Origin of the sequence: Methanoregula sp. (assembly GCF_049518935.1) — an archaeon.
Lineage (GTDB): Archaea > Halobacteriota > Methanomicrobia > Methanomicrobiales > Methanospirillaceae > Methanoregula.
On sequence record NZ_JBEKRH010000003.1, the window covers coordinates 147,761 to 161,147 of the forward strand.

Genomic DNA, 13,387 nt, shown 5'->3' on the forward strand with positions numbered 1-13,387 from the left:
ACGGACCTCTGATCCGGTCAGCTCCACAATCCGTATAAAGATGAATTTTGCATGAAAAAATTGATGAATTGAGTTACTTATTCTTCATGATGATGTTAACGTCTTCGAGCAGGGCCTGGAGATCTTCTTCGTGCTCCACCTCCTGCGAGAGAATGGTGAGGATCATGTTGTAGGTGACTGGATCTGTATCCCTGGTCTTTTTTAAGAGGGAATTGTAGCTCTTGATTGCACACTGCTCACCCTTGATATTCTGCTCCAGCACCTTGACGATGAACGGGTCATCGGGCGCATCGTACCCGCAGTTTGTCAGCTTATACCAGTCCTGGGGTTTTGTGACCGGCACTCCGCCCAGCTGGATGATCCTCGTGGTGAGGAGGGTCGCGTGTGCCAGTTCCTCCGTTGCATGAAGGGTCAGCTCTGCAATAACCGCCTCCTTGTTAGGGCCACGGACAACCTTGGAACCAATCCAGTACTGGTAGTATGCGAGCCATTCATCGGAAAATGCCTTGTTGAGGAGCTTGACAAGATCATCAACATCGGTTCCCACAATTTTTCTTCCTTGTGTTCCCATGATATTCACCGTCAATGAAATGACTGACACCTGAATATCGGATCTCCCCCGATATATGTATATCCGTAGTGACAGGTGGTCGTGATATGCCCCCGGATCTCCTCCGGAACGGTGACAATCCCGGTTGGCAGGGAGGTGAGGCTGTGGTACCTGCACTATCGTTAATAACTATTCCGGCACATAACATATGGAAATCATGAAGGCTGTTCTGGGTCTTGAGGACGGACAATTCGTCGTGGGAGAGGGTTTTGGTGCCGAGGGGGAATGTGCCGGTGAACTGGTATTCAACACCCAGATGACCGGCTATATGGAATCCCTCACCGACCCGAGTTATTTTGGCCAGATCCTGATGTTCACGTTCCCGCTGATCGGCAATTATGGTGTTGACCGGCAGAATTTCCAGAATGAGAAGGTCTGCGCCCTGGGATGTATAACAAAGGAGATCTGCGAGAAACCGTCCACCCAGCCTTCCATCAGATCTTTTTTTGAAGAGAACAACCTGCTTGGTATGACGGGGGTCGACACCCGTGCCCTGACCATCAAGACCCGGGTCCACGGCACCATGCGGGCAGCCCTTGTTGTCGGTTGTGATGATGGCGATTATGCAGTACAGCTCGCCCGCAGGACGCCCACTATCTGCGATATCATCCCCATCCCTGAAGTTTCCTGCAAACAGCCTTACCATATCAAGGGAAGCGGGAAACGGATTGCCGTCATGGATCTCGGTATCAAGAAGAACATGATCACCAGTCTCTCGAAGCGGGGCGGCGATCTTCATGTCTTCCCGTACAATGCCACCGCAGATCAGGTTATGGCCTGCAAACCCGATGCGCTGTTTGTGAGCAACGGGCCGGGCGATCCCAAGCAGGCGACCGATGCAATAAAATGCATACGGGAACTGCTTGGCCAGCTGCCCATCTTCGGGATCTGCATGGGCAACCAGGTCTCTGCACTCGCGCTCGGTGGCGATACGTACAAGCTGAAATTCGGTCACCGTGGTGCAAACCAGCCAGTGCGGTTTAAGGATGGCCGTATATTCATCACTACCCAGAATCACGGTTTTGCCGTGGATGCAGAATCGCTGCCTGAAGGGTCAAAAGTCACCTATACCAACGTCAACGATGGCACGGTCGAAGGATTTGAGAACGAGGATCTCTGCCTCACGACTGTCCAGTTCCATCCTGAAGCCCACGGGGGTCCGAGGGACACGGAAGCGCATTTCTTCGATTCGCTCTTCAGGAGGATTGCCTGATCATGCCCAAACGGCCAGATATCAGGAAAGTCCTGCTGATTGGATCCGGCCCGATCCAGATCGGTCAGGGCGCAGAATTTGATTTCTCCGGATCGCAGGCCTGCCGTGCCCTCCGCGAGGAAGGCGTAAAGGTCGTCCTTGTCAATTCCAACCCGGCAACCATCATGACGGACCCGGAGATGGCCGACGAGGTCTACATCGAACCCCTCCGGGCAGACATTATTGCCAAGATCATCGAGAAGGAGAAACCGGACGGGATCCTCTCCGGCATGGGCGGGCAGACCGGCCTGAACCTCACGGCCGAACTTGCCGAGATGGGGGCACTCAAGGGGGTCGAGATCCTCGGTACTCCGCTCGAAGCGATCTACAAAGGCGAGGACCGGCAGAAGTTCCGGGACCTGATGCGGGAGATAGGCGAGCCGGTACCAAAAAGCATAGTCCTCAACTCGATGACCCAGATCGACGAGGCAATCCGTGAGATCGGCCTCCCGGCGGTTGTCCGCCCGGCATATACCCTGGGGGGAGCCGGTGGCGGCATTGGCAAGACCCGCGAGGAACTGACCCGGATCATTGAACTTGGCCTCTCCCGCTCCCGCATCCACCAGGTGCTCATCGAAGAGAGCGTGATGGGCTGGAAAGAGATTGAGTTCGAAGTGATGCGGGATGCAACTGACACCTGCATCATTGTCTGCGGTATGGAGAACGTGGACCCGATGGGCATCCACACCGGGGAGAGCGTGGTCGTTGCCCCTATTCTCACGCTGCGTGATGATGAATTCCAGATGATGCGCAGTGCAGCGATCCACATCATCCGCGCTCTTGACGTACAGGGTGGCTGCAATGTCCAGTTCGCCTTCAAGGAAGGTGATTACCGGGTCATCGAGGTCAACCCTCGGGTTTCCCGGTCCTCCGCGCTCGCCTCGAAAGCAACCGGCTACCCGATTGCCCGGGTCGCGGCCAAGATCGCGATCGGGCTGCACCTCGACGAGATCACCAACACGGTCACCGGGTGCACGTTCGCCTCGTTCGAACCCACGATCGATTACATTGTCGTCAAGGTCCCCCGCTGGCCGTTCGACAAGTTCAAGGGTGCAGACCGGACCCTCACCACCTCCATGAAGAGTACCGGTGAGGTTATGTCGATCGGCCGGACACTGGAGGAGGCCTTCATGAAGGCAAAGCGCTCCCTCGATACGGATGTGCGGACTCATACGAGCCCGAGCGAGATCCGCATGATCCTCTCCCGCCCGACCGACGAACGGTTTCACTGCCTATTCGACGCATATCGGATGGGTTTCACCCTTGACGAGATTGCCCATCTCACCTCCATCACCCCGTTCTTCCTTGAGAAGATCAGGAACATTGTCGATATGGAGAAGCACCTCGCCCGGCAGAGCGATGCGAGCGATATCCTCGCGGCAAAAAAATACGGTTTCTCTCATACCGAGATAGGAAAGATCACCGGCAAATCCCTTGAAGAAATTGAGGCCATCGCCGGGCTGCCGTCATACAAAATGGTGGATACCTGCGCAGCGGAATTCCCCGCACAGACCCCGTACTTCTACTCTACACAGGAACCGGGCTGCGAGATCGTGCCCAGTGACCGGCAGAAGGTCCTCATCCTCGGGTCCGGTCCGATCCGCATCGGCCAGGGCATCGAGTTCGATTACTGCACGGTCCACGCGGTCCAGGCTCTGCGGGAGGAAGGGGTCGAGGTCCACATTGTCAACAACAATCCTGAGACCGTATCCACGGATTTCGACACATCCGACCGGCTCTTTTTTGAACCGATGCAACTCGAGGATGTGTCCAATATCCTCCGGAAGGATACGTATTATGGCGTGATGGTCCAGTTCGGGGGACAGAACGCGGTCAACCTCGCAGTCCCTATCGAGAAGGAGATCCGGCGGCTTGGCCTGTCCACCCGCATCCTTGGGACGAGCCCGGATGCGATGGATATTGCCGAGGACCGCGACCGGTTCAGCATGCTCCTCACAAAACTCAATATCCCCAGTCCGGCCAACAGTTCTGCCTATTCCGAGGGAGAAGCCCGCGCGAAAGCAGAAACGATCGGATACCCGGTCCTTGTCAGGCCATCCTATGTCCTTGGCGGACGGGCCATGGAGATCGTTCATGACGAGCATGAACTGGAAACCTACATGAAAGAGGCGGTTCGGGTGAGCCAGAACCACCCGGTGCTCATAGATTCCTATCTCCAGAATGCGGTTGAGCTGGATGTTGATGCAGTCTGCGATGGCGATGAGGTCCTTATCGGCGGGATCATGGAACATATCGAACAGGCCGGGATTCATTCGGGAGATTCGGCCTGCGTGATCCCCACCCAGTCGCTCCCCCCGTCTGTTGTGGATACCGTGCGGGACTATACCCGCAAGATCGCCATGGGCCTTGGTGTTGTGGGACTTGTCAACCTTCAGCTCGCGGTCAAGGATTCCATAGTCTACGTGCTTGAAGCAAATCCCCGTGCCAGCAGGACTGTCCCGTTTGTCTCGAAGGCGACCGGGACCCCCGTCGCGAAAATTGCCGCCAAGGTTATGATCGGCAGGAAGCTGCGGGATCTCGGGTACAGGGAGCGGGAGATCCGCCATATTGCAGTCAAGGAGGTGCTGCTGCCCTTTAATAAGCTGGCCGGCGTGGACACGGTCCTCGGCCCTGAAATGAAGAGTACGGGCGAGGTCATGGGTATCGATTACGACTTCGGCCTCGCGTTTTACAAGGCCTGCCTCTCCGCAGACAACGAACTGCCGCTTAAGGGAAACATCTTCATCTCCGTGAATATGGAGCAGAAAGATGAGGCGATTCCGATCGCACGCCAGTTGCGGGATCTCGGCCTGGTCCTGTACGGCACGGAGGGAACCGTGGATTATCTGCACGATGCAGGTGTGGAAGCCCATCTGGTCCGGAAAGTCCAGGAAGGGTCGCCCAATGTGCTGGATATGATGCGTCACGGGGAAATACGGTTGATCATCAATACTCCGCAGGACAAGCAGTCCCGGCAGGATCATTACCAGATCATGCGTGCGGCAGTGGACTTCCAGATCCCCTATATCACGACCCTTCAGGCAGCGCGGGCAGCCGCTCTTGCCATTGACGCGATCAAGCGCGAGAAAGTGACGCTTGAGCCAATAAGCCATTATCTGAAGGAATAAGGGCAATATTGCCAGAATTTCTTTTTCCCGGGCTTTTTTTTACAAAACCGTGATTCTCTCCTGCTGGCTGGATTTCCGGGTTATTCTCCAAAAAAATTGAATATGCTTATATACCGAAATAACCAAAAAACATGCATGAAGAAATTACTTGTTGTTCTTGCAATCCTGTTTATCGGGATCCTGCTCGCGGGATGCACATCCCAGCAGGCAGCACCTGTGGCTACGCCGGTCCCGACAGCGGTTCCGACCGCAGTTGTTACAACAGCAGCACCAACCGTTATTCCGACCACCGCAGTTCCCGTTGTTATCGTCAATATGACCCCGAATGCAACGCCGATGCCGACCCCGACTCCCCAGCCATCTGTTACTATTACATTCAATTCCGATATGACGATTATGCCGGGAACCACGGTTTACATCCCCGTGGGTGGCAAGGTTGTCTGGCAGAACAACGATATGTTCAAACCCCACGGCATTCAGGCTATCAACGTCCAGACCGGGCAATACTTCGGTGGTATGTCCACGATTACGATCCCCTCCGGCAAGTCCCTGGAAGTAACCTTCCCTGTTGCCGGTGCCTACGATTATACAACGGTATTCCAGCCCCAGACCACTGGAAAAATCATTGTAACCAAGTAAATCACCTCAATACCGTTCAGGAAAACCAGCCTGAACACCTTTTTTTCAGTTCTTAATAAGATCCATGTATCGAGTGCTGTTATATTTCCGTGGTCTCCGTCCTGTGTGCCCCTGAACATATATGCTGATACTGCCAACAGGTACAGCGTTACCATCTGCAAGGAGTATCACTCATGGGAAAAGGCACAATTGTTCTTGCATATTCCGGAGGGCTCGACACCTCCATCTGCATCCCCCTTTTGAAGGAACGGTATGAATATGATCGCGTTGTCACCGTGGCTGTGAATGTCGGCCAGCGGGATGAAGAGATAGATATTGCGACAAAAAAAGGCAAAAAACTTGCCGACCGCCATTACACCATTGATGCCCGTGAAAAATTTGTCCGGGAGCACATTTACCCGGCAATCAGGGCCAACGGCTCGTATGAAGGGTATCCGATGGGCACGTCCCTTGCCCGCCCTCTCATTGCCGAAGAAGTTGTCAAGATCGCCCGTAAGGAAGGTGCCACAGCGATCGGCCACGGGTGTACCGGCAAGGGAAACGACCAGCTCCGGTTTGACTTCATTATCCGCAGTGCCGGTCTCGAGGTTGTTGCCCCCATCCGGGAACTCAACCTCACCAGGGACTGGGAGATCGATTACGCAAAGCAGCATGGAATCCCGGTCCCGGTCAAGAAGAGCAGGCCCTGGAGCATGGACGAGAACTGCTGGAGCAGGAGCATCGAAGGAGGACGTCTCGAGGAACCGGAATACCATCCTCCTGAAGAGATCTATCTCTGGACCGTCTCCCCCCAGAAGGCCCCGGACAAACCGGAGAAGATCACTCTTGCATTCGAGCGTGGCCTGCCTGTCGCCATGAACGGGAAGAAATACCCGGGATATGAACTGATCCAGAAACTGAACGTCCTTGCCGGGAAACACGGGATCGGGCGCAACGATATGATTGAGGACCGCATTCTCGGGCTCAAGGCACGGGAGAACTATGAGCACCCGGCAGCGACTGTCATCCTCATGGCCCACCATGACCTCGAGAGTCTCACCCTTACCAGGCAGGAACTGGTCTTCAAGCGGACGGTTGATGACAAGTGGTCTGAACTGGCCTATAAGGGCCTCGTGTACGAGCCGCTTTATGCAGCACTGAATGCCTTTATCGATACCACACAGGAGCGTGTGAACGGCACCGTGGATCTCGAACTTTTCAAGGGCTCGGTCAGGGTGCTTGGCAGGAGTTCACCTGATGCAATTTACTCAAGCGATCTGGTATCCTTCGACAGCGCAGCCATCGACCAGTGTCATGCCATCGGCGTTTCTCACTACTTTGGCATCCAGGCACGGATGGTAATGCAGTTGCAGAAGAAACGGAAATAATCATTTTTCTGGTATTGGCGTTATTTACTGGTACCCGCCAGCGGGCCCGGCCAGATTTTTTCCAGGTTTCCCTGCGTTACACGTGCAGCGAGCTTCTTTTTTGCATATGACTTTGCATTCATAGTTTTCCGATCATCCGGGTTTAAGGAAAGGGCATGGTCAAAGGATTTCAGTGCTTCATCGAACCGGTTCATCTGGAGAAGGACGAGCCCCCGGTTGTGCCACCCGGTAAAAAAGGAGGGGTTTTTGGATACCGCATGATCAAATGCTGCAAGTGCACCGGGCAGTTCATGAAGTTTTTTATGGATCAGCCCCTTGATGTTCCAGATGCGGTAGTTGCCATCATCAGATGCAAGGGCATGGTCAAACGCCTCCAGTGAGTCCTGTTCTTTTCCCAGTTTATGCAACGCAAATCCCTTCAGCACCCATGCACGGGGAACCGCTGCATCAAAACTGAGTGCACGATCAACTGCAGCAACGGTGTCCTCATAACGAAAGTCGCGGTACAGCGAAACGCCTTTTTCGTACCAGTTCTGTGCATCAGTATAATCTGATGACCGGCTCTGTGCATCATCGGTACTGACGGGATGGTAGGTCCGGGAAAAATACAGGATCCCCCCGAAAGGGTACTGAACGGAATACAATTTTTCGTCAAGAGTCCTCGCTCTGGTTAGGCTGGCTTTTGCCTCGTGCTTCCTGCCAAGGTTTGCAAGCAGGAGGCCTTTCACATACCGGCTGATGGCGTGGTTCTCCCGTATGGTCAGGGCAATATCAATCGCCTGGAGTGCGGCATCCCATGAACCGGTCCGGAGAAGTTCTGCAGATTTATTGAACCAAGCCGGCATGTTCCCCGGGTCCAGCAGGATTGCATGGTCATAGGATTCAGCTGCTTCAGCATGGCGGTGGAGCCTGCGGAGGGAGATCCCGCGGTTATACCAGGCCGCAGCCATCTTCGGGGCAATGGATATCGTGTGGTTGAATGCAGCGAGGGCCTGTTCGTACCGGCCCTGGACACCAAAGATGAGCCCTTTATTAAACCAGATTACCGCAGAGTCCTTGTCGATCACAAGAGACCGTTCATACGATTCAAGCGCCGGGCTGTATTCGCCGAGGTACGTGTGCACCAGCGCTTTATTGTACCACCCGGCTGCAAGACCGGGATTTTTTGCCACTGCCGTATCATAAGCAGTCAGTGCCTCTTCATACCTGCCAAGAGTATCGAGCGCGACTCCCTTGTTATACCAGAGAATGGTTGATCCGGGCGACAGCCCCAGTTCCTTTTCATATTCCTGGATGGCTTCCTCGAATTTACCGGACCGGGTAAGCCCGAAGGCGCGACTTGACCAGGCCTCATGGAGGCCGGGATCAATCGGAAGGGCACGTTCAAAGGCTTTGATCTCATCATGATCCCGTACCAGAAACCGGATTATATCCTCCTCTTTGTACCATACAAGTGCGATATTCGCGTTGCATCGAATGGCCTCTTCAAATGCCTGCAGCGCTTCATCAGTACGATTGGATTTACCAAGGGCCACTCCTTTCAGGTACCAGAATTTCGCATCATGATCGTCCATACGGATCGCCTGCGTGAGGTCCCCGAGCGCCTCATCGAACCGGTTTTTGCTGATCTGTCCTTCTGCCCTTCCTGCCAGGGCGGTAATGTTGGCGGGGTCCTGTACAATGACCTTGTCGAAGATGAGTACCGATTCATCTACCCGGCCAAGTTTCATAAGGACAGCACCCTTGCCATTCAGAGCGTGGGCATTCGCGGGATCAAGGGCAAGGGCTTTTTCAAAAGCCTGCAGGGCGTCATTGTGACGGTCAAGCTCAAATAATGCATTGGCCTTGCCAGTCCACTCATTAGCATCATCCGGTCCGTACCGGAGAGCACGATCATAGGCATTAATCGCCTTGTCATACCGTTCAAGTGCGGCATATGACCGGGCTTTACCCCCCCACGCGAGTGCATGTTCGGGAATTTTTACAAGGATTCGATCGAATGACTGGAGTGCCTCGTTGTCATGCCTGAGGATGTGCAGTGCAAGTCCCCGGTTATACCAGGTGATTTCATCGTTCTCGTCCCGGGCAATTGCCCGGTCAAATGCCTGGATGCATGCATTATATTGCCCGAGATACGCAAGGGCAAGGCCCTTTCCGATCCATGCACCGGTGTTATCAGGGTCTAGCGCGAGCGAACGCTCGAATGAGAGGAGGGCTTCTTCGTATTTTCCCTGCGCTGAAAACGATATGCCCGACAGGTAGGGTTCCAGCGCTTCTTCCATAAGGAGCATTTCTTATGTTATCCGTCATGAAGTTTTTCTCTTCTAAAAGCCCGTCATGACTCAAAACAGAAATGTATATGGGTTGCCAGACAAGATTCGGATCACATGTGCGCCAGTTTTTTTTCCCGCTTCACCAGGCCCAAACCCAATATCGTGGAGAGCCCGCCTCCCCCTTCCATAACCCACGGCGCAGGGATGCAGATGCCGGAATACAAGAACAAGCCCTATTTTATCGTTGCCTCGGTCGAGATGGGGAACACTACCACCAAGTGCATTCTCACGGGTGTCAGCCTCGAGACCGGCATGTCGTACGTGATCAACAAGACTGTCAGTATGAGCCGGGATATCCGGCCACCGAAACCAAACGAAACAGTTTTCGGGGCCACTCTTGACGGTACGCCCCTCACCCGCGAAGCCGTGACCGAACTGGTGCGGGACACCCTGATACAGTGCCATAAGGAAGTGCATCTCGATATCCAGAAGGATCTCGACTTCGTAGTCCGCAGTACCGGTGTGGTTGCGGAGATGGAATCTCCTGACCAGATCGGGGATTTTGTTATCGCTCTTGCCAATGGCTGCCTTGTTGCCGGTGTGCCCCCCCGGAAGATGACCCCGCCCATGTCAAAAGAGAACCAGCCGGAGAAACTCCAGCCTTTCAGTTTTGCTGATAAGGTGGTCTTTGTCGGGGCAGTTGCCGGCGTTGTCCCTCCCGTGGGATCAACCGGTGTCGAGATGGTTGCAAACGAGATGGAAGGCGAGCTTGCCATGGCAGGTATCAAGGAAGGTGCAAAATGGACCAGCGTAGATTTCCGGAACCCCTGCATATCCGTGGATTTCGGCACAACCCTCGATGGCCGCATCACTACAGATGTCAGCCCGGACAGTCCCAACCCGTTTGCACGGACCGTAGGGAACTTCTGTGGTCTGGCCGGCGCGATTCCGGATGCCATCGTGCGGGGGACCGGTCTCGTCCAGGCCCGTACCGGCACAGCACTGGATATTTTCGGCGAACACAGCGTGGCCGGGGGATTGTTTGGCGGCGGTAACAGGAAAGTGGTTGCTGATTATGTAGACCGCTGCCACGAGCACATCGATATCCGGATCGTGCCTGCCGACCGGGACCGGTTCGGCCGGGTGCCGGTCAATGCCCGCCTTGCCCTCGAGTCCGGGATCGCCATGATAGGATGCGACTGCGGGACCAACAGCAGCGACATGGACAAGCTTCTCGCAATTGGTGCGGAGATCCACAAGAACAATGGGATGTCCACCCTCAATGAAGTGATCGACCGGGTCTGCGCGAGGATGGCCCTGCGCCTGATTGACGTAGCAGTGGAAAAAGATCTGGTACCGAAGAATGCATCCATCGGCTTCACCGGCCGGGCGGCGATCTCCGGGCGGAAACCCGAGTATATCCTCGAAGGTATAACCGAACGCAATCTCTTTGAGTCCCCAAACGATCACCTCGTCTTTGTGGATGACGGGCTGGCCCGGGGCGCGGCGCTCATGGGCAGGTGCATGAACTCCCTCGGAAAACCCAGGAACCCGATCGGCGGTGTCCGCGGGGGCCCATGTATTATGAGCCGGCGGATCAAGATAGGTAAATGATACAGGTGTATAACCATGACTGACGACGAACCGCTCTATGATGTCCTCATCCCCCCCGGAGTCCCGCAGAAGATCATCTTTGACGTGACGAAAAAATTCGATGTCAAGGTGGTCGAGCGCATGGAAAAGATCAAGTTTGCCAATATGGAAGGCGACGAGCGGGAGCTGCTGGCGTTCCGGGGCACAATGGAGACCGCCCAGAAAGTCGAGAAATACATGATCGAACAGCTGAAAGCGTTCGTTGAAGAAAAGTAATTTTTTTCAGATTTTTTTAAAGTATTATTTTTTGAGCAGCCGGACAAGCAGCGCTTTCTGGGCATGCAGCCGGTTCTCCGCTTCGTCCCATACCAGGCTCTGACCGCCTTCCATCACTTCGTCCGTGATCTCCTCGCCCCGGTGAGCCGGCAGGCAATGGAGGACCCGGGCATCGGGCGACGCGTGTTTCATGAGCTGTGTATCGACAGTATATTTCCTGAAAACCCGCATACGCTCTTCCTTCTCTCCTTCGTCGCCCATTGAGATCCAGGTATCGGTGACGATCACCTCGGCATCCTTGACTGCCTGCTCAGGTTCCCGGACCAGCGTTACATCGCCGCCAAGGGATCGGGCTTTCCTGACAACATCCCCGGCAGGTTCATAACCTTCCGGTGTGGCGACCGTTACCCTGAGCCCGGTCAGGACCGTTGCAAGGATGAGGGAGTTGCAGACATTGTTACCGTCACCCACCCAAGCGACCCGTATGTCCTTTGTGGACCCGAAATGCTCCTGGATGGTCATGATGTCGGCGAGGAGCTGGCAGGGGTGTTCCAGATCAGAGAGACCGTTGATGACCGGGATCGTGGCATATTTGGCGTACTCTTCGATGGTGCTGTGCTTGTAGGCGCGGATCATCAAACCAGAGACGTACCGCGACGCGGCCCGGGCAGTGTCCCGTATCTCTTCCCCACGCCGGATCTGCATGTCGCCGGCGTTTAAGAAGAGGGCATGGCCGCCGAGCTGGTTCATCCCTACCTCGAAGGAGATGTGGGTCCTGGTCGAGGACTTCTCGAAGATCATCGCGAGCGTCTGACCGGCAAGCAGCAGGTGCTTTGTCCCGGCCTTCTTCTGGCGCTTGAGCTCGTGTGCTTCATTGAGCAGCTGCTCCAGTTCCTGTTCATCGATATCCAGTATCGAAATAAAATCTTTTTTCATCGCAGCTCCTTCATATGGGCGATACGCCGGTTGAGCAGTTCCTGTGTCCCGATATCCCTGCGGTGGCGGACCTTCCCTTTCACCGCAGATGCCGCAGATTCGGCAGCCTGTTCTGCCTGCTCCAGTGTTTCTCCTATGCCGACAAACGCCAGGGTCCGGGAGGTCTGGGTGACCAGCCCCCCGTTTAACCTCTCAATATTGGCATAGTAGAGGAGCGTGTCATCGTGGGGCCCGATGAGGACCGGATCGCCGGTATGGGGTGAATCCGGGTAGCCGTCAGGAACAAGATATTTGCAGACCGTTGCCTGTGTATCGAAGGAGACGTGGGAGGGCAGGAGCGATCCTTCGGCAATATGGTGTACGATCTCCGACAGGTCTGATGTCAGCAGCGAGAGGACGTTCATTGCTTCCGGGTCACCGAACCGGGCATTGAACTCGATCACTTTGGGGCCGTCCGCAGTATTCATGAACTGGCCGTAGAGGATCCCTTTGTACGGCTGGCCGGTCCGCTCCAGGGCAGCCACTACCGACTTCATGATCTCTATCGCTTTCTTGTAATCCGGTTTTGTCACGAAGGGGAGCATGTGGTCCGGCATCGAGTACGAACCCATGCCGCCGGTATTTGGGCCTACGTCCCCGTCAAATGCCCGCTTGTGGTCCTGGACGAGCGGCATGGGCACGAGATGAGTGCCGTCGACAAATGCCTGAAGGGTGAACTCCTCCCCGAGAAGGCGCTCCTCAAGGACTGCTTCACCATGCAGGGTCCTGACGTATGCGATCGCCCCTGCCCGGTCCACCTGTTCGCCCATGATCCGGACGCCTTTGCCCCCGGTCAGCCCGATCGGCTTGACTACGAGGTCCCCGTCATGGTTCGCGATAAATTCTTCGGCTTCAGGGAGGGAATGGAAGACCCGGTATTTCGGGCGTCCTTCAATCGCGTGCTGCTCCATCATGTCCCGGCAGAATGCCTTGTCGGTCTCGATCCGTGCAGCGGCTTTGACCGGACCTATCGATGGAATCCCCGCAGCCCCGAGTGCATCAACGATGCCTGCCTCGAGCGGGGCTTCGGGGCCGATGAATGCATAATCCACACCGTTCTCCCGGGCGAACGAGACGATACGGGGTACGTCGGTCTCTTTTGCAAGGAGAACCCTGCCGGCGATCCCGTCAATGCCAGGATTGCGTTTTGCCATCACGGAGAGTACGGTAGTGTGTGTGTTGCGGGAAAGGGCAGAGGCTATCGCATGTTCCCTTCCTCCCCCGCCCACAACGAGAATCTTCATACCATCCTAGTGTACGCTGGGAATAAAAAG

10 protein-coding genes are annotated in these 13,387 nt (G+C 55.2%); 6 read left to right on the forward strand and 4 right to left on the reverse strand.

The genetic code is table 11. The annotated features are described in order from the left end of the window. Positions 1-73: 73 nt before the first annotated feature. Positions 74-571 (reverse strand): ferritin-like domain-containing protein, encoded by a 498-nt coding sequence (locus ABSE13_RS03900; RefSeq protein ID WP_424027182.1) that lies wholly within the window; start codon positions 569-571, stop codon positions 74-76. A gap of 196 nt (positions 572-767) precedes the next feature. Between ABSE13_RS03900 and carA the strand changes: the two genes are divergently transcribed. From carA to ABSE13_RS03920, 4 genes are all read left to right on the forward strand, one after another. Then, positions 768-1,823 (forward strand): glutamine-hydrolyzing carbamoyl-phosphate synthase small subunit, encoded by a 1,056-nt coding sequence (carA, locus tag ABSE13_RS03905; protein ID WP_424027183.1) that lies wholly within the window; start codon positions 768-770, stop codon positions 1,821-1,823. Positions 1,824-1,825: 2 nt separating this feature from the next. Beyond that, complete coding sequence (carB, locus tag ABSE13_RS03910; RefSeq protein WP_424027184.1) at positions 1,826-4,990, forward strand: carbamoyl-phosphate synthase large subunit; 3,165 nt, start codon at positions 1,826-1,828, stop codon at positions 4,988-4,990. 135 nt (positions 4,991-5,125) lie between these two features. Beyond that, complete coding sequence (locus ABSE13_RS03915) at positions 5,126-5,629, forward strand: hypothetical protein (RefSeq protein ID WP_424027185.1); 504 nt, start codon at positions 5,126-5,128, stop codon at positions 5,627-5,629. 173 nt (positions 5,630-5,802) lie between these two features. Then, the gene (locus ABSE13_RS03920) at positions 5,803-6,996 is read left to right on the forward strand and encodes an argininosuccinate synthase (RefSeq protein ID WP_424027186.1); all 1,194 of its coding nucleotides are present in this window, start codon (positions 5,803-5,805) and stop codon (positions 6,994-6,996) included. A 20-nt stretch (positions 6,997-7,016) separates the two neighbouring features. On the opposite strand, the gene ABSE13_RS03925 is transcribed toward ABSE13_RS03920, so the two are convergent. Continuing rightward, positions 7,017-9,278 (reverse strand): tetratricopeptide repeat protein, encoded by a 2,262-nt coding sequence (locus ABSE13_RS03925; protein ID WP_424027187.1) that lies wholly within the window; start codon positions 9,276-9,278, stop codon positions 7,017-7,019. Between the two features lie 105 nt (positions 9,279-9,383). On the opposite strand from ABSE13_RS03925, the gene ABSE13_RS03930 reads away from it, so the two are divergent. Both ABSE13_RS03930 and ABSE13_RS03935 read left to right on the forward strand, forming a co-directional pair. Next, a complete protein-coding gene (locus ABSE13_RS03930; RefSeq protein WP_424027188.1) occupies positions 9,384-10,883 on the forward strand; it encodes a methanogenesis marker 14 protein in 1,500 nt (499 codons plus the stop codon). A 15-nt stretch (positions 10,884-10,898) separates the two neighbouring features. Next, positions 10,899-11,138, forward strand: coding sequence for a hypothetical protein (locus tag ABSE13_RS03935; RefSeq protein ID WP_424027189.1), 240 nt, complete (start codon positions 10,899-10,901; stop codon positions 11,136-11,138). Between the two features lie 24 nt (positions 11,139-11,162). Here ABSE13_RS03935 and argF read toward each other — a convergent pair whose 3' ends face one another. Both argF and purD read right to left on the reverse strand, forming a co-directional pair. Beyond that, the gene (gene argF / locus ABSE13_RS03940; RefSeq protein WP_424027190.1) at positions 11,163-12,074 is read right to left on the reverse strand and encodes an ornithine carbamoyltransferase; all 912 of its coding nucleotides are present in this window, start codon (positions 12,072-12,074) and stop codon (positions 11,163-11,165) included. After that, the gene (gene purD / locus ABSE13_RS03945; RefSeq protein ID WP_424027191.1) at positions 12,071-13,357 is read right to left on the reverse strand and encodes a phosphoribosylamine--glycine ligase; all 1,287 of its coding nucleotides are present in this window, start codon (positions 13,355-13,357) and stop codon (positions 12,071-12,073) included. Before purD ends, argF begins: the two co-directional genes overlap by 4 nt. Positions 13,358-13,387: the final 30 nt, after the last annotated feature.

Bases quoted from the DNA above. Each gene is read 5' to 3' on its own strand.
- ABSE13_RS03920 (WP_424027186.1), top strand. From the start codon at position 5,803: ATGGGAAAAGGCACAATTGTTCTTGCATATTCCGGAGGGCTCGACACC.
- carB (WP_424027184.1), top strand. From the start codon at position 1,826: ATGCCCAAACGGCCAGATATCAGGAAAGTCCTGCTGATTGGATCCGGC.
- ABSE13_RS03900 (WP_424027182.1), bottom strand. From the start codon at position 571: ATGGGAACACAAGGAAGAAAAATTGTGGGAACCGATGTTGATGATCTT.
- argF (WP_424027190.1), bottom strand. From the start codon at position 12,074: ATGAAAAAAGATTTTATTTCGATACTGGATATCGATGAACAGGAACTG.
- carA (WP_424027183.1), top strand. From the start codon at position 768: ATGAAGGCTGTTCTGGGTCTTGAGGACGGACAATTCGTCGTGGGAGAG.
- purD (WP_424027191.1), bottom strand. From the start codon at position 13,357: ATGAAGATTCTCGTTGTGGGCGGGGGAGGAAGGGAACATGCGATAGCC.
- ABSE13_RS03915 (WP_424027185.1), top strand. From the start codon at position 5,126: ATGAAGAAATTACTTGTTGTTCTTGCAATCCTGTTTATCGGGATCCTG.
- ABSE13_RS03930 (WP_424027188.1), top strand. From the start codon at position 9,384: ATGTGCGCCAGTTTTTTTTCCCGCTTCACCAGGCCCAAACCCAATATC.
- ABSE13_RS03925 (WP_424027187.1), bottom strand. From the start codon at position 9,278: ATGGAAGAAGCGCTGGAACCCTACCTGTCGGGCATATCGTTTTCAGCG.
- ABSE13_RS03935 (WP_424027189.1), top strand. From the start codon at position 10,899: ATGACTGACGACGAACCGCTCTATGATGTCCTCATCCCCCCCGGAGTC.